Source organism: Streptomyces sp. NPDC042371, assembly GCF_056437465.1.
The window spans coordinates 539,634-564,032 of sequence record NZ_JBWKAP010000004.1 but is presented as its reverse complement, the minus strand read 5'-3'; the positions used below and the strand labels follow the sequence as shown (position 1 = coordinate 564,032).

At 71.4% G+C, this 24,399-nt stretch carries 2 protein-coding genes; both read right to left on the bottom strand.

Annotated elements, in window-relative coordinates:
- Nucleotides 1-7: 7 nt before the first annotated feature.
- On the bottom strand, nucleotides 8-12,211 hold the full coding sequence (locus AC068B_RS15410; RefSeq protein ID WP_478671914.1) for an SDR family NAD(P)-dependent oxidoreductase: 12,204 nt from the start codon (nucleotides 12,209-12,211) through the stop codon (nucleotides 8-10).
- Nucleotides 12,212-12,260: 49 nt separating this feature from the next.
- Complete coding sequence (locus AC068B_RS15405; RefSeq protein WP_478671913.1) at nucleotides 12,261-24,326, bottom strand: SDR family NAD(P)-dependent oxidoreductase; 12,066 nt, start codon at nucleotides 24,324-24,326, stop codon at nucleotides 12,261-12,263.
- Nucleotides 24,327-24,399 lie beyond the last annotated feature (73 nt).

Below are 24,399 nucleotides of genomic sequence, written 5' to 3'. Positions count from 1 at the left end.
CTCCTGGTCAAGAGGGCAGTTCTCGGTCGATCAGCTCGAAGAGCTCGTCGTCCGACGCGGATTCGAGGTCGTGGTCGTCGCTCTCGACGGCGTCCCCACCGGTGTCGCCCGCCGTGCCCGTCGCACCCGTCGCGCTTCCTGTGTCGTCCAGGCGCCACAGCAGGCTCTGCAGGCGCGCCACCAGACGGCCGCGCGTGCCCTCGTCGTGCGCGTGCCCCACGATCACCGTCTCCAGCTTGTCCAGCTCTCCGAAGAGCGGCGCCGACGGGTCCGCCCCCGCGGGGCACAGCTGTGTGCGCAGCTCTTCGGCGATGGCCGACGGGGTGGGGTGCCGGAAGATGAACGTGGCGGGCAGGCGCAGGCCGGTCGCGGCGGACAGCCTGTTGCGCAGTTCGACCGCGGTGAGGGAGTCGAAGCCGAGGTCCTGGAAGGGGGCGTCGGCGCGCACCGCGTCGGTCCCGGCGTGCCCGAGGACGGCCGCCGCGTGCGTCCGCACCAGGTCGAGCAGGGTGCGGTGCTGCTCTTCGGCGGTGAGCGCGGACAACTTGCCCGCCCAGTCGATGTTCTGCCGGGCCGCCGTCGCGGCGGTCGGCCGTGCGGGTCCCCGGCCCCCGGCGAAAGCGCGGAGGAGGGCGGGGAGGGCCGTGACGGGTTTGCTCGCCAGGACGCGGGGGTTGAGGTCGGCGGCGACCAGGTGGGGGCGGCCGTGGCGGTGTGCGGCGTCGAGCAGGGCGAGGCCGTGGGCGGTGCTCATCGCCTTGACGCCGATGCGGCTCATCCGTGCGATGTCGGTGGTGCTGAGGCCGCCTGTCATGCCGCCCGACCCGGCGCCGGTCTCGGCGCCCGTCGCGCTGTCTCCCTTGCTCGCTCCCGTATCGGCGGAGGCTTCCCAGAGGCCCCATCCGACCGAGAGTCCTGCCTGACCCTGCGCCCGGCGGTACTGCATCAGCGCGTCGCAATAGGCGTTGGCCGCCGCGTAGTTGGCCTGCCCCGGGCTGCCGAGCGTCGCAGCAGCCGACGAGAACACCACGAACAATCCCAGACGCATCCCGCGCGTCGCCTCGTGCAGGTTCGCCGCGGCAGCCGCCTTCGCCGCCCACACCCGCGCCAGGCCCTCGGGCGTCTGCGCCGTCACCACCGCGTCCTCCAGCACACCCGCCGCATGCACCACACCGGTGAGCGGATGCGAGGGATCCGTCTTGCCCACCAGCTCCGCCACCGAAGCCGGATCGCCGACATCAGCCGCGACGACGCCTACCTCGGCACCCAACTCGGCGAGTCGTGTGACCAGTTCGCGGATCCCGGGGGCGTCGCGGCCGCGGCGGCTGGCCAGCAACAGATGCCGCACACCCCACTCCCGCACCAGGTGCTCGGCCACGACCTGCCCCAGCACACCCGTGCCACCAGTGATGAGGACGGTGCCGTCGGGGTCGAGCGGTGCCGGTACGTCGAGCACGAGCTTGCCGGTGTGCTTCGCCTGGCTCATGAACCGGAACGCCTCGCGTGCCCTGTCCAGCGGCCAGGAACGTACGGGCAGGGGGGCGAGCGCCCCTGACGCGAACTTCTCGCCCAGCTCTCGCATCATGACGTCGATGCGGTCCGGCCCGGCGTCGGTGACCAGGTCGTACACGGTGTACGTGACGCCCGGGTACTCCGCGGCCACGCCGTCGGGAGTCCTGAGATCGGTCTTGCCCATCTCCAGGAACCGGCCGCCCTCGCCCAGCAACCGCAGGGAGGCGTCGATGAAGTCGCCGGTGAGGCTGTTGAGTACGACGTCCACGCCCTGGTCGTCAGTGGCCTGCCGGAATGCATCCTCGAAGTCGAGGTCCCGGGAGGACGCACGGTGGGCGGCGTCGATGCCCATCTCCTCCAACACGGCATGCTTGGCCGGACTCGCGGTGGCGAAGACCTCCGCTCCGAGATGCCGGGCGATCTGCACCGCAGCCATCCCCACACCACCAGTCGCGGCATGGATCAAAACCCTCTCGCCCGCCTTCAACCCGGCCAGCTCCACCAACCCGTACCAAGCCGTCAGGTACGCGACCGGCATGGCGGCCGCCTGGCGCATGTCCCAGCCCTGCGGGACCGGCGCGACCATCCGCGTGTCCGCCACGGCCGTCGGGCCGAAGGAACCGTGGAGTACGCCCATCACGCGATCGCCGACCGACAGGTGCGTGACGTCGGGGCCGACCTCCGTCACGACACCGGCACCCTCGCCGCCCAGGCCGATCTGGCCAGGCACCATGCCGAGGCTGACCAGGACGTCGCGGAAGTTGATGCCAGCGGCGTGGATACCGAGGCGCACCTGGCCCGGTGCCAGGGGCTCCAGCACCTCGGGGTAGGCGACCGGCGCGACGCTCTCCAGCGTCTCGGCACTTCCCTTGTCCAGCCGCCAGGCGCGTTCTGCGGGCGCGGCGATGAGGGCGCCCCCCGTTGCACGGACCAGTCGTGGGATCAGCAGTACGCCGTCACGCAGGACGAGTTGGGGCTCGTCGAGGTCTTCGACGGCTTGGCGCAGGAGGTGCTGCGGCAGCGCGTCGATAGCTATGTCTGTGTCGAGGGCTATGTCTGTGTCGAGCAGGACGAAGCGGCCCGGGTTCTCCGACTGCGCACTGCGCACCAGGCCCCACACGGCAGCCGAGGACGCATCCACGTCACCGTCACCGTCACCGTCACCGTCACCGTCACCGTCACCGTCATCAGCCTGCGTAACCACCGCCCTCCGCGTCACCACGACAAGACGGGACTCGACCAACTCCGGCACAGTCAGGAACTCCTGCACCAACGCCAGCACCCGATCGGCAGCCGCCAGACCGTCACCGGCGGAGGCTTCGAGGGGCGCCAGCACCGCCCACGGCGCCTCATCAGCCGCCTCCGAATCACCCACTCCAGACACCACGTCGGCCAGGCCGACGCCGTCCGAGAGCGCGACCCAGCCGCCGCTGTCGGACACGTCTGCCTGCGGAGCCGGAAGCGGTGTCCAGTCCACGACGAACAGGCCCTCGTCCTGTACCTGTGCCTGTGCCTGTGCCTGTGCGGACTGCAGCTGCCCGATGTCGGCGGGGCGCAGCGTCACCGATCCCACGCTCAGGACGTTCGCCCCGGTGGCGTCGGTGACAAGTACCCGTACTTCCCGCTCGGTCTCGTCGTGCTCGCCGGGCGACAGCCGCACACGTACGGTGCCCGCTCCGGCGGCCCACAGGGAGACCTGGTTCCAAGTGAACGGCAGCCAGACCTTGCCGTCGTCCTGCGGCTGATGCTCGGACCAGTCGAGCAGCAGGGCCGGGTGGAGGGTGGCGTCGAGGAGGGCGGGGTGGATGCCGTAGCCGTCGTGCGCTCCGGCGGCCTCGGGGAGTACGACCTCGGCCAGGAGATCCTGACCGTGCCGCCACACTGCCTGCAGCCCTTGGAAGGCCGGACCGTACGCATAGCCCGCGTCGGCCACGCGCTCGTAGAAGCCCTCCAGGTCCACCGGCACGGCGCCCGCTCCGGGCCACGTACCGACCAGCCCGCCGTCCGTCTCAGGCTCGGCTTCCGGGGCGAGTACGCCGGTTGCGTGGCAGATCCACGAATCGTCCCCGCCCACACCATCCGTATCGGCATCGGAGCGACTGTAGACCTGAACGCCACGCCGCCCGTCATCAGCGGCCTCATCGACGACCACCTGCACCCGCAGACCCGACGCCTCAGGCACCACCACAGGCGCCTGCAACATCAACTCCTCCACCACCGCACAACCGACCTCGTCCCCGGCCCGCAGTACCCACTCGACCAGCGCGGCACCCGGCACCAACACCGCCCCGGCCACCTCATGATCAGCCAGCCACGAAGCCCCCGAACGCGACAACCGCCCCGTCAGCAGGCAACCACCCCGGTCCGCGAACTCCACCGCCGCACCGAGCAACGGATGCCCCGCCGCCACCAGACCCAGACCCGCCGCATCCCCACTGCCCACACGACCCGTCAGCCAGAACCGCTCCCGCTGGAAGGGGTAGGTGGGCAACTCGACAGTGCGGGGCGGCGAGTCGGCCGAGAACAAGACCGACCAGTCGACGTCCACACCGGCGATGTGAAGACGGGCCATCGCGTCCACGAACGCCTGCTCGTCGGGGCGTTCACCGGCGAGCGAGGAGACCAGGACCGGCTCGGGGCCCTGAGGATCGGTGATGTCGTCCAGGGTGTGCTGCGCGGCCGTGATCAGCACAGGAGCCGGACCCAGCTCCACGAACACACCCGCACGATCGGCCACTTCGGCGATCGCGGGCTGGAAGAGGACCGCCTGCCGCACATGCTTCGCCCAGTACTCCGGGGCGGTGACCTCCTCCCCCGCCTCCACACCGGAAACGTTGCTGATCAGCGGGACCTTCGGCGCCGTGAACTCCACGCCACGTATCGCCTCGGTGAACTCCGTCAGCATCGGCTCCATCAATGCGGAGTGGAAGGCATGGCTGACCGAGAGGGCCTTCGTCTTACGACCCTGCTCCCGCCAGAGCGCGGCGACCTTCTCCACCTCATCCGCAGGGCCCGAAATGACAGTGGAGTCGGGGGTGTTGACCGCCGCGACACTCACATCCGAACCCTCCAGGCCCGCCGCCAACTCCGCGGGCGTGGCCTGCACCGCACACATGGCGCCACCTTCCGGCAGCGCACCCATCAAACGGGCCCGCGCCCCGACCACCCGGCACGCATCTTCCAGGCTGAACACGCCCGCCACATGCGCCGCCGCGATCTCACCGATCGAATGCCCGACCACCACATCCGGCCGCACACCCACCGACTCCCACAACCGCGCCAAACTCACCTGCAGCGCAAACAACCCCGCCTGCGCCCACATCGTGTGATCCAACCGCTCCCGCGCACCCCGGAACACGACTTCGCGGACCGAGCCTCCCAACTCTTCGTCCAGCAGCCCACACACCTCATCAAAGGCGGCAGCAAACACCGGGAACCGCTCATACAACCCGGCCCCCATCCCCACCACCTGACTGCCCTGACCACTGAACAGCCAGACCACATCCCCGCCCGCGGCCACCGCGCCCTCGCGGGACTCCGTCAAGGTCGGATGCGCCTCACCGGCGACCAACGCATCGAGGCCTGCCAGCAGTTCGGCTCGCGCGTGTCCAGCCACCACGGCGCGCTGCTCGAACAGTGAGCGCGAGCGCAGCAGCGACCAGCCCACATCAGGCACCGACACAGCCTCGTCACCCGCCACCGCGTCCCGCAGACGCCGTGCCTGATCACGCAAGGCCTGCGGGCTGCGCGCCGACACGGCCCACGGGACCAGCACGCCCGCACCCTCCGGGCCAGCCTCCGACACCGCACCCACACCCGCAGGCTCAGGAACGTGCTCGACGATCACGTGCGCATTTGTGCCCGACGCGCCGAAGGAGGAGATGCCCGCACGACGGGGGCGCCCTTCTACCTCCGCCTCCGGCCACGGCACCGCACGCGCCGCCAGCCGAACCGCACCCGCATCCCAATCCACATGCGGCGACGGCTCATCCACATGCAGACTCGCCGGAACCACACCCCGCCGCATCGCCATCACCATCTTGATGACACCCGCAACACCCGCAGCCGCCTGCGTATGACCAATGTTCGACTTCACCGAACCCAGCCACAACGGACGCTCCACCGCACGCCCCTGCCCATAAGTAGCCAGCAGCGCCTGCGCCTCGATCGGATCACCCAGCGTCGTCCCCGTACCGTGCCCCTCCACCACATCCACATCAGCCGACACCAACCCACCACTGGCCAGCGCCTGGCGGATCACCCGCTCCTGCGACGGACCATTCGGCGCCGTCAGGCCATTGCTCGCCCCGTCCTGATTGACCGCCGAACCCCGCACCACCGCCAGAACCTCATGACCATGACGACGCGCATCCGACAACCGCTCCAACAGGAGTACGCCCACGCCCTCGCCCCAGCCCGTGCCGTCGGCCGCCGCGGCGAAGGGCTTGCAGCGGCCGTCGGGGGCCAGACCGCGCTGGCGCGAGAAGCCGGTGAAGACCTCGGGTGTCGCCATGACCGTCACGCCGCCCGCGAGAGCGAGGTTGCACTCACCCTGGCGCAGCGCCTGGGCAGCGAGGTGAATGGACACCAGCGACGACGAACACGCCGTGTCGACCGTCACCGCCGGGCCCTCCAGGCCCAGGGTGTAGGACACCCGGCCGGAGACGACGCTGCCGGAACCGGCCAGCATGGAGTAGCCCTCCAGCTGGGCGTCCTGGGCCAGGCCTGCGGCGTAATCGTGGTACATGACACCGACGTAGGTGCCGGTCAGGCTGCCCTTGAGCGTGGTCGGGTCGATGCCCGCCCGCTCGAACACCTCCCACGACGCCTCAAGCAGCAGGCGCTGCTGCGGGTCCATCGCCAACGCCTCACGCGGATTGATGCCGAAGAACGCCGCGTCGAAATCACCCGCGTCCGGGAGGAAGGCTCCCTCGTCGGCGTAGCTGGTGCCGGGGTGGTCCGGGTCGGGGTGGAAGAGGCGGTCGAGGTCCCAGCCGCGGCCGGTCGGGAACTCGCCGACCGTGTCCACGCCTGCCGCGACCAGGTCCCACAGCCCTTCGGGCGACGCCACTCCGCCCGGGTACTTACAGGCCATGGCGACGATCGCCACCGGGTCGTCCGTCGTGGCGGCAGGCAGCGCGACGGGCGCGGCGGGTGTAGTGGCCGCGCCGCCCAGGCGGGTGCAGAGGTAGGCCGCGAGAGCCTGGGGGGTGGGGTGGTCGAAGGCCAGGGTGGCGGGCAGGCGGAGGCCGCTGGCCGCCGAGAGGCGGTTGCGCAACTGGACCGCCGTGAGCGAGTCGAAGCCCAGGTCCTTGAAGTTGGCCTCGATGCGTACGTCGGACAGCGACCGGTGGCCCAGCACCGCCGCCACGCACTCGCGTACGACGTCGGTGACGACAGCCCGGCGCTCCGCCTCGTCCAGCCCCGCGAGACGCCGCTCCAGCGCGCCCTTGTCCACGGCGGCGTCGGCCGCCGCCTTCCGGCGGGTCCGGCCCGTGAGGTTCCGCAGGATCGCCGGTACGTCGTCCGCCGACAGTCCGCCCACGTCGATGCCCGCCGCAACCACGAGCGGCGTGTGGGACGCGGCGGTGCGCGCCGCGTCGAGGAGGGCGAGGCCCTGGTCGTCCAGCAGCGGCTTCACGCCGCCCGCGCGCAGCCGCGCCAGGTCGGCGTCGTCCAGGTGACGGGTCATGGCGCTGCCGCGCGCCCACAGACCCCAGGCGATCGACAGGCCGGGCAGGCCTGCCGCGCGGCGGCGGGCGACCAGAGCGTCCACGAAGGCGTTGGCTGCCGCGTAGCCCGCCTGGCCCGCGTTGCCGAGGACACCGGCCGCGGAGGAGAACATGATGAACAGGTCCAGCGGAAGGTCCGCGGTCGCGGTGTCCAGGTTGGCGGCGACGGAGGCCTTGGCGGCCCAGACCCTGGCGAGTTGGTCGGCGGTCTGCGCGGTGACCACGGCGTCGTCCAGGACACCGGCCGCGTGGATCACACCCGTCAACGGGTGCGCCGGGTCGACCGACGCGACCAGCTCAGCCGCGGCCGCCGCGTCCGTCAGGTCGGCCGCGACGATTCGGACTGCGGCGCCGAGGCCGGTGAGCCGGTCGGCGAGTTCGCGGGCGCCGGGTGCGTCGGAGCCTTGTCGGCTGACGAGCAGGAGGTGCCGCGCCGACCAGACGCTGACCAGGTGTTCGGCGACGAGGCCGCCCATCATGCCGGTGCCGCCCGCGATGAGGACGGTGCCGTCGGGGGCGAGGGGCGCGGTGTCCGGCGCGCCGGGTGCGGGCGCGGGAGCGTTGTCGGTGGCGGCTGCGCGGGCCAGGCGGGGGGCCAACGCCACTCCCCCGCGGACGGCCAGTTGGGGCTCGCCGGTCGCTAGGGCACCGGCGATGGCGGCCCGGTTCGCGCCCTCGCCTTCGCCCTCACCCTCGTCCGCTATGTCCAACAGGACGAATCGGTCCGGGTGTTCGGCCTGCGCGGCACGTATCAGACCCCACAGCGCTGCCGCGGGTACGTCGATGGCCGAGGTGGCGGTGGTCCCGTTGGCCGCGGCGTCCGCCGGTACCGCCACCGCGCCATGCGTGAGCAGTACGAGCCGGGTCTCGGCGAGACGCGGCTCGGCAAGCCAGTCCCGCAGCAGGCCCAAGACGCGCTCGGCGAGGACCCGGCCACGCGCGTCAACCGTCCCGGAGTCAGAGCCAGAGCCAGAGCCAGAGCCAGAGTCTGAGTCGGAGGTAGGAGCGATGGGCTCGACCATGACCGTCTTGGCGGCCGCCTCCCCCTCACTCAGCTCGTCCAGGGCGGCCAACAGGGCTGCCATGTCCGGGTAGCGGAGGGTGTTCGGACCTGCCCAGTCAGGTGCCTCGTCACCGAGCACCACCCAGTCGTCGCCGCTCTCCCCCACGGCCGACGCCAGGGGCACCGTCGTCCACTCCACGGTGAACAAGTTGGGGGTGACGCCGCCCGTCCGACCGGCCGAGCGCAGCCGTTCGGGGTCGGCGGGGCGCATGGCCAGGGAGTCGACGCTGAGCACGGGCGCGCCCGTGGCATCGGCAACCGTCACGCGCAGCGCGCCGCCGCCTTCACCCTGGCCCTCATCCTCGTCCTCGTACGGGGTCAGCCGCACCCGTACGGTGGCCGCGCCCGTGGCCCACAGGGACACTCCGTTCCACGCGAACGGGAGGCTGAGGCCCGTTCCGGCCTCTCCTGCGGAGGTGTCGCCCTCTCCCTCGCCGTCGAGGAGCAGTGCCGGGTGGAGCGCGGCGTCCAGCAGTACGGGGTGGATACCGAAGCCGTCCTCGGCTCCCGCCTGCTCCGGCAGCTCCACCTCGGCGAGCAGGTCCTGACCCTGCCTCCACACGGCACGCAGGCCCTGGAACGACGGACCGTACTCGTACCCTGCCGACGCGGCCTGCTCGTAGAGTTCGCCGATCTGTACCGGCTCGGCGCCCGTCGGCGGCCACTGTCCGCCCAGCCCGTCGGGTACGTCGCCGGTCTCGGGGCTCAGCACACCGGTCGCATGGCACAACCAGTCCTCGTCCCGGCCCTGCCCCTGGTCGGGCTCGGACGCGGACTCCGATTCGCTGCGCGAGAAGACACGCACCTCGCGTCGGCCGCCCTGCTCGTCGGCCGCACCCACGACCACCTGGACCTGAAGGCCCCCGGAGCCCGGCAGCGCCAAGGGCGCCTGGAGCGTCAGTTCCTCCAGCGTGGGGCAACCTGCCTCGTCGGCGGCCTGCAGCGCCCACTCGACCAGTGCGGCGCCGGGCACGAGCGTCGTACCCGCCACCGCGTGGTCGGTGAGCCAGTCGCCGCCACCGGAGGCCGACAGCCGACCCGTCAGTACGAGCGCACCGTCGGCGAGACCGAGTGCGGCGGGCAACAGCGTGTGCTCCAGCCGCCGCAGCCCCGCGGAACGCACGTCACCGACACCGTCCACCGGCAGCCAGTAGCTGCGGCGTTGGAAGGCGTAGGTGGGCAGGTCGACGGTACGAGGGGTGGGCTCGGTCGGGAACCAGCGCCGCCAGTCGATATCGGCGCCCGCTGCGAAGGCCTGGGCGGCGGCGCGGGTGAGCTGGGTGGTGTCGCCGTGGTCGCGGCGGAGAGTGGGGATCACGGAGGCGGAGACGTCCGCCTGCTCGATGGTCTCCTCCATGCCGAGACTCAACACCGGGTGCGCGCTCGCCTCGATGAACAGGCGGTAGCCGTCGGCCAGCAACGCGTCGATGGTGTCGGCGAAGCGGACCGGCTGGCGGAGGTTGGTCACCCAGTAGCCGGTGTCCAGGGCCGTGGTGTCCGCAAGGCGTTCGGCGGTGACGGTGGAGTAGAAGGCCACGTCGGTCGGCACGGGCTGGATGTCGGCCAGGCGTTCGGTGAGCAGGTCGTGGAGTTGGTCGATCTGGGGGTTGTGGGAGGCGTAGCCGACGTCGATGACCCGGGCCCGCAGCCCGGCCTTCTCCGCGTCGGCGACTACGGCAGCCACTTCCTCCGGTAAACCCGAAATGACCGTCGAAGAAGGCCCGTTGACGGCGGCGACGGTCACGCCCGGGCGGTCGTCCCCGATCAGCTCGGCGGCCTGCTCGGCACTGGTGCCCAGGGAAGCCATGTCGCCGTGCCCCTGCAACTGCCGCAGCGCGTCGCTGCGTACCGCCACGATCCGTGCCGCATCCTCCAACGACAACGCCCCCGCGACACACGCGGCAGCCATCTCACCCTGCGAGTGCCCGATCACCGCAGCCGGTGTAATCCCCTGATCCGCCCACACCGCAGCCAACGAGACCATGACGGCCCACAGCACCGGCTGCACGACCTCGACCCGCGCCAGCTCACTGCCGTCCCCGCGCAACACCTCACGCAACGACCAGTCCACGTACGCAGACAAAGCCTGCTCACACTCAGCAATCCGGGCCGCGAACACGGGTGACTCATCCAGCAGTTGGGCCCCCATGCCGACCCACTGCGACCCCTGCCCCGGAAAGACCAACACCGGCCCCGGCCCCACATCACCAGCCACAACCCCGGACACCACATCCGCGGAAGCCTCGCCCGCGGCCAGTGCCTCAAGTCCGTCGGCCAGCGCAGCGCGATCGGCTCCCACCACCACAGCCCGGTGCTCGAGGGCCGACCGCCCCGTGGCCAGCGACCAGCCGACCTCCGTGGGCAGCGCCTCCGTGTCGCCCGCCACGAACTCGCCCAGCCGCCGCGCCTGCTCCCGCAACGCGTCCTCGGACCGCCCGGAGACCACCCACGGCACCACCGCACCCGGCACCACCGCACCGGGCGCCGCTTCGGGCCTCGCCGCGTCGGCTTCCTCGGACGTGTCTTCAGGTGCTTCTTCCAAGATCACGTGGGCGTTCGTGCCCGAGATGCCGAAGGAGGAGACTCCGGCCCGGCGTGGGCGTTCGCCGCGCGACCACGGGACAGGCTCGGTGAGGAGACGTACTCCTCCGCCGTCCCACTGGACGTGCGGGGTCGGCTCGTCGACGTTCAGGGTGGCGGGCAGTAGTTCGCGCTGCAGGGCCATCACCATTTTGATGACGCCCGCGACGCCCGCCGCGGCCTGCGTGTGACCGATGTTGGACTTCACCGAGCCCAGCCACAGCGGACGGTCGTCCGCACGCTCCTTGCCGTACGTGGCGATGAGCGCCTCGGCCTCGATGGGGTCGCCGAGCTTCGTGCCGGTGCCGTGCGCCTCGACCACGTCGATCTCGGACGTGGAGAGGTGGGCGCCGGCGAGCGCCTGGCGGATGACGCGGCGCTGAGAGGGGCCGTTGGGCGCGGTGAAGCCGTTGCTCGCGCCGTCCTGGTTGATAGCCGAACCGCGAATCACGGCAAGGATGTTGTGGCCGTTGCGCCGAGCGTCGGAGAGGCGCTCGAGGAGGATCAGGCCTGCGCCTTCTCCCCAGCCCGTGCCGTCGGCCGCCGCGGCGAACGGCTTGCAGCGTCCGTTGGGGGCCAGGCCGCGCTGGCGCGAGAAGCCGGTGAACACCTCGGGCGTGGACATGATGGTGACGCCGCCCGCCAGGGCGAGCTCGCACTCGCCCTGGCGCAGGGCGTTGGCCGCCAGGTGCATCGCCACCAGCGAGGACGAACACGCGGTCTCGACGGTCACCGCCGGGCCCTCCAGGCCGAGCGTGAACGAGACCCGGCCCGACAGGACGCTGGGCGCGGTGCCCGCGTACCCCTCCGTCGCCTTGCCGCCCGCGTCACCCTGGGTCTGGTTTCCGGTGGTCGCGGCGCCGACGTAGACACCGGTGGGGCTGCCCTTGAGCGAGGCGGGGTCGATGCCCGCGCGTTCGAGGGCCTCCCAGGACGTCTCCAGGAGCAGGCGCAGTTGCGGGCTGCTGGCCAGGGCCTCGCGCGGGCTGAAGCCGAAGAAGTCGGAGTCGAACCGGTCGGCGGCGTCGAGGAAGCCGCCTTCGCGGACGTAGCAGGTTCCCGGGTGGTCGGGGTCCGGGTGGTAGATGCCCTCAAGGTCCCAGCCGCGGTCGGTGGGGAAGGGCGCGATGGCGTCGTCACCGGCGGCGACCAGGTCCCACAGGCCTTCGGGGGTCTCTATGCCGCCGGGGAAACGGCAGGCCATGCCGACGACCGCCACCGGCTCCTGCCGACGGTCCTCCACCTCGCGCAGACGCTGCCGGGTGTCGTGCAGTTCGGCGGCGACCCGCTTGAGGTAGTCGACCAGTTCCTCTTCACTCGCCATGAGAGTTCACCCAGCCTTCAGCGTGGTTGTCGCGCCGTGCACGGTCGGTTCACACACCCAGTTCTTTGTCGATGAAGTCGAGGACCTGGTCGGTCGTGGCAACCTGGAGCTGCTCCTTCGTACTGCCCGAGCCGGGCACGGCACTGGCCGCCTTCCACTTCGACAGGAGCGACTCCAGTCGGGACGTGACCGCGTCGGCGTCGAGGTGTTCGACGAGGGCGGAGGACAGGGCGTTCTCGAGTTTCGCGAGGTCACGGAGGAGCGGGTCGGTGGCCTCCTGCCCGGCGGGCGTGTCGCCGTCGGGAGCGAGTTGCGCGCCGAGGTGTTCGGCGAGATTGTCCGCGTCCGGGTGGTCGAAGACGAGGCCGGAGGGCAACCGGAGGCCGGTGGCGGCGGACAGCCTGTTGCGCAGTTCGACCGCGGTGAGCGAGTCGAATCCGAGCTCCTTGAAGGTACTGCCCGGTGTGAGGCTGTCCGTGTGGTGCCCGAGGACGGTGGCGGCCTGCTCCCTGATGAGCCGCACCAGCGTGTGGTGGCGGTCGGACGGCGGCAGGGCGGCGAGTCGGCCCGCCAGGTCGGCGGGCTGCCCGCCCGCCGTCGCGGTGGGCCTGCTCGCCCCGCCCTTGGTGGGGGCGGCGAGGGCGCGCAGCAGGGCAGGCCTGGTGTCGACGGGGTGCGTGGCCAGGGTGCGCAGGTCGAGGTTGAAGCCCACCAGGTGGGGGCGGCCGTGTTGGTACGCGGCGTCGAGCAGGGCGAGGCCGTGGGCGGTGCTCATCGCCTTGACGCCGATGCGTGCCATTCGGGCCACGTCGGTGGTGCTGAGGCCGCCTGTCATGCCGCCGGTGCCGGTGCCGGTGCCGGTCTCGGCACCCGTCTTGGCCCCTGTGGTGCTGTCTCCCTTGTCCGCTCCCGTGTCGTTGGAGGCTTCCCAGAGGCCCCACCCGACCGAGAGTCCTGCCTGACCCTGCGCCCGGCGGTGCTGCATCAGCGCGTCGCAATAGGCGTTGGCAGCGGCGTAGTTGGCCTGCCCGGGGCTGCCGAGCGTCGCCGCCGCGCTGGAGAACACGACGAACAGTCCCAGACGCATCCCGCGCGTCGCCTCATGCAGGTTCGCCGCGGCAGCCGCCTTCGCCGCCCACACCCGCGCCAGACCCTCGGGCGTCTGCGCCGTCACCACCGCGTCCTCCAGCACACCCGCCGCATGCACCACACCGGTGAGCGGATGCGAGGGATCAGTCTTGCCCACCAGCTCCGCCACCGAAGCCGGATCGCCGACATCGGTCGCGACGACGCCTACCTCGGCACCCAACTCGGCGATTCGTGTGACCAGTTCGCGGATCCCGGGGGCGTCGGGGCCGCGACGGCTGGCCAGCAGCAGATGCCGCACACCCCACTCCCGCACCAGGTGCTCGGCCACGACCTGCCCCAGGACACCCGTGCCACCAGTGATCAGCACCGTGCCCTCGGGGTCGAGGGCAGGCGGGACCTCAAGCACCAGCTTGCCCGTGTGCTTCGCCTGACTCATGAACCGGAACGCCTCCTGCGCCTTGCCCAGCGGCCAGGAACGTACCGGGAGCGCCTTAAGCCGATCTGAGGCGAACAACTCGCCGAGCTTGTCCAGCATCCGCCCGATGCGTTCGGGCCCGGCGTCGCCCACCAGGTCGTACACGCTGTACGTGACGCCCGGGTACTCCGCGCCCACCTCTTCAGGAGCGCGTACGTCGGTCTTGCCCATCTCGAGGAACCGGCCGCCCTCGCCCAGCAACCGCAGGGAGGCATCGATGAACTCGCCCGCAAGGCTGTTGAGTACGACGTCCATGCCTTGGCCGTCGGTGGCCTGCCGGAATGCGCCCTCGAAGTCGAGGTCCCGGGAGGAAGCACGGTGGGCGGCGTCGATGCCCACCTCCTCCAACACGGCATGCTTGGCCGGACTCGCGGTGGCGAACACCTCCGCCCCCACATGCCGGGCGATCTGCACCGCCGCCATCCCCACACCACCAGTCGCGGCATGGATCAACACCCGCTCGCCCGCCTTCAACCCGGCCAGCTCCACCAACCCGTACCAGGCGGTGAGGAAGGCCGCGGGCATACCGGCCGCCTGGCGCATGTCCCAGCCCCGCGGGACCGACGCGACCATCCGTGCATCGGCGATCACCACGGGGCCGTACGCGCCCTCGAACACGCCCATCACCCGGTCGCCGACCGACAAGTGCGTGACGCCGGGGCCGACCTCCGTCACGACACCGGCACCCTCACCACCCATGGCTCCGTATGCGGGAACCATGCCCAACGCGACAAGGACATCGCGGAAGTTGATCCCCGCGGCGTGCACCGAGACGCGGACCTGTCCGGGCGCCAGGGGTTCGAGTACCTCCGGGCAGGCCACTGCCGCCAGGTCGTCCAGCGACCCGTCGTTCACCATCCGCAGGCGCCAGGCCGCCTCGCCGGGCGGCGCGACGATGTCGGCGGAGCGGTGCGCCTGGGTGAGGCGCGGGATGTAGAACTGTCCCTTGCGAAGGGCGAGTTGCGGCTCGTCCAAGTCCTCGACGGCATGGCGCAGTACGGACTGCGGCAGCACGTCGTCATCGATGTCGAACAGGTCTGTGTCGAGGAGGACGAAGCGGCCCGGGTTCTCCGACTGCGCACTGCGCACCAGGCCCCACACGGCAGCCGAGGACGCGTCCACGTCACCGTGACCGTCACCGTCATCAGCCTGCGTAACCACCGCCCTCCGCGTCACCACGACAAGACGGGACTCGACCAACTCCGGCACAGCCAGGAACTCCTGCACCAACGCCAGCACCCGCTCAGCCACCGGCAACCCACCAACGGCAGAAACATCAACAGGAGCAAGCACCGCCCACGGCACCTGATCGCCCACCGCCGACACCACATCAGCGAGAACGGCACCGCCCGAGAGCGTGACCCAGTCCCCTCCCTCCCCCGCCTCGCCCAGAGGCGACGGAAGCGGAAGCGGCGTCCACTCGACGGCGAACAGGCCGCGTACGTCACGCTGTTGTGCGGCGGCGAGTTGCCCCGGCTTCACGGGACGCGTCCGCAAGGCGTCGACGCTGAGGACGAGCCCGCCGGTCGTGTCCGTGACCGTCACACTCACCCCGTGGTCGGCGTTCTCCCCGACCGGACGGAGGCGCACACGGACGGTCGTGGCACCTACGGCCCGCAGAGACACCCCGGTCCACGCGAACGGCACGTAGAGCTGATCGTCCCCGGCACCTTCCTCGAAGTGCGACGCGAGGAGAGGGTGCAGAGCGGCGTCGAGGAGAGCGGGGTGGATGCCATAGCCGTCGTGCGCTCCCGCGGCCTCGGGGAGTACGACCTCGGCCAGCAGATCCTGACCGTGCCGCCACACTGCCTGCAGCCCTTGGAAAGCCGGACCGTACCGGTATCCGTCCTCCGCGGCCCGCGCGTAGAAGTCCGCCTCGCCCAACGGCTCGGCACCGGCCGGTGGCCAGGCTCCGGTCATCTCGTCTGCGGCAAGGGCGATTTCGGGAGCGAGTACGCCGGTTGCGTGGCAGATCCACGAATCGTCCCCGCCCACACCATCCGTATCGGCATCGGGACGGCTGTAAACCTGAACGCCACGCCGCCCGTCATCAGCGGCTTCGTCGACGACCACCTGCACCCGCAGACCCGACGCCTCAGGCACCACCACAGGCGCCTGCAACATCAACTCCTCCACCACCGCACAACCGACCTCGTCCCCGGCCCGCAGCGCCCACTCGACCAGCGCGGCACCCGGCACCAACACCGCCCCGGCCACCTCATGATCAGCCAGCCACGAAGCCCCCGAACGCGACAACCGCCCCGTCAGCAGGCAACCACCCCGGTCCGCGAACTCCACCGCCGCACCGAGCAACGGATGCCCCGCCGCCACCAGACCCAGACCCGCCGCATCCCCACTGCCCACACGACCCGTCAGCCAGAACCGCTCCCGCTGGAAGGGGTAGGTGGGCAACTCGACAGTGCGGGGCGGCGAGTCGGCCGGGAAGTACAGGGACCAGTCCACGGCGACTCCGGCCGCGTGCAGGCGGGCCATGGCCTGAGCAAAGGCCACGTCGTCCGGCTGCCCCGGGTTGAGGGAGGCGGTGACGACAGGCTCGGCACCTTGCGAATCGGTGATGTCGTCCAGGGTGCGCTGAGCAGCCGTGATCAGCACAGGAGCCGGACCCAGCTCCACGAACACACCCGCACGATCGGCCACTTCGGCGATGGCGGGCTGGAAGAGGACCGCCTGCCGCACATGCTTCGCCCAGTACTCCGGGGCAGTGACCTCCTCCCCCGCCTCCACACCCGAGACGTTACTGATCAGCGGGACCTTCGGCGCCGCGAACTCCACGCCACGTATCGCCTCGGTGAACTCCGCCAGCATCGGCTCCATCAATGCGGAGTGGAAGGCATGACTGACCGAGAGGGACTTCGTCTTACGACCCTGCTCCCGCCAGAACGCGGCAACCCTCTCCACCTCATCCGCAGGACCCGAAATGACAGTGGAATCAGGCGTGTTGACCGCCGCGACACCCATATCCGAACCCTCCAGGCCCGCCGCCAACTCCGCGGGCGTGGCCTGCACGGCACACATGGCGCCACCCTCCGGCAGCGCACCCATCAAACGGGCCCGCGCCCCGACCACCCGGCACGCATCCACCAGCCCGAAAACACCCGCCACATGCGCCGCCGCGATCTCACCGATCGAATGCCCGACCACCACATCCGGCCGCACACCCACCGACTCCCACAACCGCGCCAAACTCACCTGCAGCGCAAACAACCCCGCCTGCGCCCACATCGTGTGATCCAACCGCTCCCGCGCACCCCGGAACACCACCTCCCGAAGCTCACCCGAGCCAACCCCCAACTCCCCTTCAAGCAGCCCGCACACCTCATCAAAGGCGGCAGCAAACACAGGGAACCGCTCATACAACCCGGCCCCCATCCCCACCACCTGACTGCCCTGACCACTGAACAGCCAGACCACGTCATCGCCCACCCGAGCCTCCGAGGAGGGCGGCCCGATCAGCGCCGAATGCGGCTCACCCGCCGCCAGCGCCTCAAGCCCGGCCACAAGATCGGCGCGCTCCGCCCCCACGACCACGGCCCGGCGCTCATGCAGCGCACGCGTACTCAGCAGCGACCAGCCGACGTCAGACACCGACACAGCCTCGTCACCCGCCACCGCGTCCCGCAGACGCCGTGCCTGATCACGCAAGGCCTGCGGGCTGCGCGCCGACACCAGCCACGGAACCAGCACACCCGCACCCTCCGGGCTGACCTCCGGGCCGACCTCCGACACCACACCCGCAGGCTCAGGAACAGACGAAGGAACGGACTCAACAATCAGATGCGCATTCGTCCCCGACGCACCGAACGAGGAGACACCCGCACGACGGGGGCGCCCCTCCACCCCCGCCTCCGGCCACGGCACCGCACGCGCCGCCAACCGAACCGCACCCGCCTCCCAATCCACATGCGGCGACGGCTCATCCACATGCAGACTCGCCGGAACCACACCCCGCCGCATCGCCATCACCATCTTGATGACACCCGCAACACCCGCAGCCGCCTGCGTATGACCAATGTTCGACTTCACCGAACCCAGCCACAACGGACGCTCCACCGCACGCCCCTGCCCATACGTCGCCAACAGCGCCTGCGCCTCGATCGGATCACCCAGCGTCGTCCCCGTACCGTGCCCCTCCACCACATCCACATCAGCCGACACCAACCCACCACTGGCCAGCGCCTGACGAATCACCCTCTCCTGCGACGGACCATTCGGCGCCGTCAGACCATTGCTCGCCCCGTCCTGATTCACCGCCGAACCCCGCACCACCGCCAGAACCTCATGACCATGACGACGCGCATCCGACAACCGCTCCAGCAAGAGCACGCCCACACCCTCGGAGAAGCCGACTCCGTCGGCCGCGGCGGCGTACGGCTTGCAGCGGCCGTCGGGTGAGAGGCCCCGCTGGCGCGCGAAGCCCGCGAACATGTCCGGGTCCGCCATGACCGTCACGCCGCCCGCCAGGGCGAGGTTGCACTCACCCTGGCGCAGCGCCTGGGCAGCGAGATGAATGGACACCAGCGACGACGAGCATGCCGTGTCGACCGTCACCGCCGGGCCCTCCAGGCCGAAGGTGTAGGCCACCCGGCCGGACACCATGCTGCCGGTGCTCGCGAGGTAGGCGTAGCCCTCCAGTTGGGCGTCGGCCTCGGGGAACGACTTGGCGTAGTCGTGGTTCATCAGGCCGACGTAGGTGCCGGTCAGGCTGCCCTTGAGCGTGGTCGGGTCGATGCCCGCCCGCTCGAACACCTCCCAGGACGCCTCAAGGAGCAGACGCTGCTGCGGGTCCATCGCCAACGCCTCACGCGGATTGATGCCGAAGAACGCCGCGTCGAAATCACCCGCGTCGGGGAGGAATCCGCCTTGGTCGGCGTAGGTGGTGCCCGTGTGTTCGGGGTCCGGGTGGAAGAGGCGTCCCAGGTCCCAGCCGCGGTCGGTGGGGAATCCGCCCATCGCGTCCGTGCGGGAGTCGAGGAGGTCCCACAGTTCTTCGGCGGAGCTGACGCCGCCCGGGAAGCGGCAGGTCATAGCGACGATCGCCACCGGGTCGTCCGTGTCGGTGTCGGTCGTCCCGGGGCGTCGGCGAGGGGTCACGGGCGCCGGTGCGGGCGCCGCCGTGCCTGCCAGGCGGTGGACGAGGTGGGTGGCGAGGGCCTGGGGGGTGGGGTGGTCGAAGATGAGGGTGGCGGGGAGCCGTATGTCGCAGGCGGCCGAGAGTCGGTTGCGGAGTTCCACCGCGGTCAGCGAGTCGAAGCCCAGGTCCTTGAAGGCGATATCGACGCTCACCCGGGCGGCGGAGCCGTGGCCGAGGACGGCCGCGACGTATTCGCGTACGACATCGGTGAGCAGTTGCAGACGTCCGTCCGCGTCGAGGCCCGCGAGGCGTGCCGCGAGCGCGCCGTCGGCGAGGCCCTCGGAGGCGACCCGCCGCCGTGTGGCGGGGGCGGTGAGCGTGCGCAGCAGTGGGGACAGGCCGTCGGTCACGGCGCGCGGGTCGAGGTCGGCGGCGACCACGTAGGCGTGGTCGTGGGCGCGGGCCGCGTCGAGCAGGGCCAGGCCGCCCTCGTCGGTCAGCGCGGCGAAGCCGGTGCGCTTCATGCGCGCCAGATCCGTGTCGCTGAGCTGCCCGGTCATGCCGCTGGTCGCCTGCCACAGGCCCCAGGCGATGGAGAGGCCCGCGAGTCCCTGGGTGCGGCGGTGCTGTACGAGGGCGTCGCAATAGGCGTTGGCTGCCGCGTAGTTGGCCTGGCCGGGGCTGCCGAGCGAGGCGGCCGCGGAGGAGAACACCGCAAAGAGGCCGAGCCTCATCTCCCGCGTGGCCTCGTGGAGCAGACGTGCCGCCGTCGCCTTCGCCGCCCACACCCGCGCGAGGCTCTCGGGCGTCTGCGCGGTGACCACGGCGTCGTCCAGGACACCGGCCGCGTGGATCACACCGGTCAACGGGTGCGCCGGGTCGACCGACGCGATCAGGGCGGCGACCGATTCCGCGTCTCCGACATCGGCGGAGGCGATCTGCACGGTTGCGCCCAACTCTGCTAGCTGGGACTGGAGTTCGTCGCTGCCCGGTGTTCGGTCTCCTCGTCGGCTTGCGAGGATGAGGTGGCGTACGCCCCACTCCCTGACGAGGTGTTCGGCCACCAGTCGGCCGAGTACTCCGGATCCGCCCGTGATGAGGACCGTGCCGTCGGGGTCGATCTCCTCGGTGCCAGGTGTCGCCTGCGAGCCGGGTGCTTCTCCGCCCTGCTCACCCTCTGCTCGGGTCAGTCGGGGTACTCGTATCTCGCCGCCGTGCAGGGCGAGTTGGGGCTCGTCCAGTTGTGCCGCGTCCATCGCCGCGGCGAGCGTGTCGTCGGGGCCGAGGTCGATCAGCGTGAAGCGGTCGGGGTTCTCCGACTGGGCGCTGCGGACCAGTCCCCATACGGCCGCGGCCGCGACGTCCACGTCGCCGCTCCCGGGGGTCCCGTCTTCGTCGTACGCCACCGCGCCTCGTGTCACCAGGACCAGACGGGAGTCGTGCAGCGGTGCGGCGAGCCAGGTCTGTACGAGGTCGAGGACGTGGGTGGCGAGGGCCAGGCCGTCGTCGGCCGGGTCGGGCTCGACGGGGGCGGCGACCAGCTGCGGCGCCGGAGCACCGGCCTCGACGGACGCCAAGAGGTCCGTGAGGTCCGTGAGGCTCGTGAGGTCCGCGGCGTTCTCACCAAGAGTCACCCAACCGTCGGGGGCCGCCTCCACGGGACCGCCCGCGTCCTGCGGAGGTGCGAGCCACTTCAGGTCGAACAGCCCGTGGCGTTCACGGGTGCCCGCCGCGGCGAGCCGGGCCGTGTCGGTCGGGCGCGAGCGCAGGTCGCGGACGGTGAGCACCGGGGCGCCCACGGCGTCGGCCACGGTGATCCGAAGGCCTTGGTCGATGCGCTCGCCGAGCAGGGTGAGGCGCACCCGGACCGTGGTGGCCCGTACGGCGTGCAACGCCACGTCGTTCCACGCGAACGGCAGCCAGACCGCCGCGGCTTCGGCGGGCGGCAGCAGCAGGGCCGCGGGCTGCAGGACCGCGTCGAGGAGGGCCGGGTGGATGCCGAAGCCGTCCGGGTCGCCTGCCTCCTTGGGCAGCGTCACCTCGGCCAGGACGTCCCTGCCGTGGCGCCACAACGCCCGTACGCCGCGGAACGCGGGCCCGTAGCCGTATCCGGTGCGGTCGGCCTGTGCGTAGAGCTCATCGGGGTCCGCGGGCTCGGCGCCCGCCGGGGGCCACGCGCCGTCCAGGGACTCGACCCCGGTCACGCCCCCGTCCGCGGAACCGGGCTCGCCCTGAGGCAGCTCCGGGCCGACGAGACCCGTCGCGTGGCAGGTCCAGGGCCGTGTCGACGCGAAGGCGTCCTCGTCATCGGGGCGGGAGAACAGCCGTACGTCGCGTCGGCCGTCGGAGGCGGCCGCGTCCACGACGACCTGGATCTGCAGGGCGCCGGTGTCGGGCAGGACGAGCGGTGTCTGGAGCGTCAGTTCCTCCAGGGCGGGGCAGCCCGCCTCGTCGGCGGCCCGCAGCACCCACTCCACCTGGGCGGCGCCGGGCACCAGCGCGTGACCTGCCACGACGTGGTCGTCCAGCCACGCGGCCGACTGCCGCGACACCCGGCCGCTCAGCAGGTGTACGTCGCCGCTGGCGAGGCCCACGGAGGCGCCCAGGAGCGGGTGCCCGGACGCGGCGAGGCCGAGCCCCGCGGGGTCGCCGGAGCCTCCGGCGGTGGGGGCGATCCAGAAGTCCTGGCGCTGGAAGGCGTAGGTGGGCAGGTCGACGGTACGAGGGGTCGGCTCCGTCGGGAACCAGCGCCGCCAGTCGACGTCGGCGCCCGCCGTGAACGCCTGGGCCGCGGCGCGGGCGAGTTGGGCGCTGTCGCCGTTGTCCCGGCGCAGGGTCGTGACCACCGAGGCGGACACTTCCGCCTGCTCGATGATGCTCTCCAGCGCCAGGTTGAGGACGGGGTGCGGGCTGGCCTCGATGAACAGTCGGTAGCCGTCGGCAAGGAGGGCTTCGATGGTGTCGGCGAAGCGCACCGTGCGGCGCACATTCTGCACCCAGTAGGCGGAGTCCAGGGCGGTGGTGTCGGTGAGGTGTCCGGCGGTGACGGTGGAGTAGAACGCGACGTCGGTGGCGGCGGGCCTGATCCCGCCCAGGCCCTCGGTGAGCTGATCCAGGATCGCGTCCAGCTGTGGTCCGTGCCCCGCGACGTCGGAGGCGACGGCGCGGGCCCGCAGTCCGCGCTCCTTGGCGTCGGCGACGACGGCTTCGATGCCCTCGGGCGGGCCCGAAATGACGGTGGAGGACGGCCCGTTGACGGCGGCGACGACCACCCCCGGGTGACCGTCGATCAGGTCGGCGGCCTGCTCCTGGCTCATGCCCAGGGACGCCATGCCGCCGCGCCCGGACAGCTGCCGCAGCAGGACGCTGCGGACGGACACGATGCGCGCCGCCTCCTCCAGGGAGATGGCGCCCACGACGCACGCCGCGGCTATCTCACCCTGTGAGTGGCCGACGACCGCGGCGGGTTCGATTCCCTGGTCGGCCCAGACGGCGGCGAGGGCGACCATGACGCCCCACAACACGGGCTGGACGATGTCGATGCGGGCCAGCTCGGACCCGTCCCCGCGCAGCACGTCCGTCAGGGACCAGTCGACGTACGCGTCCAGGGCCTGCTCGCACTCGGCGATGCGGGCCGCGAACACCGGGGACTCCTCAAGGAGCCGGGCACCCATGCCCACCCACTGGCCGCCCTGTCCGGGGAAGACCATGACCGGCCCGGGCCCCGTGACGCCGACCGCTGCGGACACCACGTCGGGCGAGGCCTCGCCGTCGGCCAGTGACCGCAGTCCGTCGAGGAGTGCGGCGCGGTCCGCGCCGACGACCACGGCCCGGTTCTCGAACACCGACCGCGTCGTGGCCAGCGACCAGCCGATGTCCGCGGGCGACGCCTGCCGCTGTGCGTCGTCGTCCACGTGCTCGGCCAGCAGCGCGGCCTGTGCCCGCAGCGCCTCCTCACCGCGTGCGGAGACCACCCACGGCACCACGGCGGGCTCGGATGCCTGCTCCGACGCCTCGGGAGCCGCAGGTTCCTCGGGTGCCTCCTCCAGGATCACGTGGGCGTTCGTCCCGGACATGCCGAAGGCGGACACGCCTGCGCGGCGCGGGCGTTCGCCGCGCGGCCACGCGACCGGCTCGGTCAGGAGCCTGACCGTGCCGGAGGACCAGTCGACGTGCGAGGTGGGCTCGTCGACGTACAGCGTGGCGGGCAGCAGTTCGCGCTGCAGGGCCATCACCATCTTGATGACGCCCGCGACGCCCGCGGCGCCCTGCGGGTGGCCGATGTTCGACTTGACCGAGCCGAGCCACAGCGGGTGGTCGTCGTCGCGTTCGCGCCCGTAGGTGGCGTGCAGCGCTCCGGCCTCGATGGGGTCGCCGAGCCTGGTGCCGGTGCCGTGGGCCTCGACCGCGTCGACCTCGGCGGCTCCCAGGCCCGCGTTGGCGAGGGCGGCGCGGATGACGCGTTCCTGTGAGGGGCCGTTGGGGGCGGTCAGGCCGTTGCTCGCGCCGTCCTGGTTCACGGCGGAACCGCGGATCACCGCGAGGACCTTGTGGCCGTTGCGGCGCGCGTCGGAGAGACGCTCCAGGAGGATCAGTCCCGCGCCCTCGGAGAAGCCCGTGCCGTCGGCCGAGGCGGCGAACGCCTTGGAGCGACCGTCGGGCGAGAGCGCACCCTGGCGGGAGAACTCCGTGAACGCGCCGGGCGTCGACATGATGGTCACGCCGCCCGCCATGGCCAGGTCGCACTCGCCCTGCCGCAGCGCCTGGGCCGCCAGGTGCATCGAGACCAGCGAGGAGGAGCACGCGGTGTCGACGCTGACCGACGGGCCCTCCAGGCCGAGGGTGAAGGAGATGCGCCCGGAGAGGACGCTCAGCGCGTTGCCGATGAGGAGGTGGCCCTCCACCGCCTTGTCGGGCTGCGCGCCACCGAAGCCGAGCACGCCCGCGCCGATGTAGACGCCGGTGGGCGTCAGCTTCAGTGTCGCCGGGTCGATACCGGCCCGCTCCAGGAGCTGCCAGGCCGTCTCCATCAGCACCCGCTGCTGCGGGTCCATCGCCAGCGCCTCGCGCGGGCTTATCCCGAAGAACGAGGCGTCGAAGCCGGGGGCGTCGTGGAGGAAGCCGCCGCGGCGCACATAGCTCGTTCCGGGGTGCTCGGGATCCGGGTGGTAGAGGCCCTCCAGGTCCCAGCCGCGGTTGGTGGGGAAGTCGCCGACGGCGTCGCCGCCCGCCGCGACCAGTTCCCACAGGGCTTCGGGCGTGCGGGTGTCGCCGGGGAAGCGGCACGCCATGGAGACGATGGCGATGGGTTCCTGGGCGCGCTCCTCCACCTCGCGCAGGCGCTGGCGGGCCTGGCCGAGGTCCACTGTGACCCGCTTCAGGTACTGACGGAGCTTCGCTTCCGTACTCGACGCTCCGGTACTCGACACTCCGGTACTCGACACTTCAGTACTCGACATCGAACGTCACTTCTCCATCAGCGAAGGGCACAGGGGAACAGAGAGGGCTCGGGAGAGGGATCAGGACAAGGCT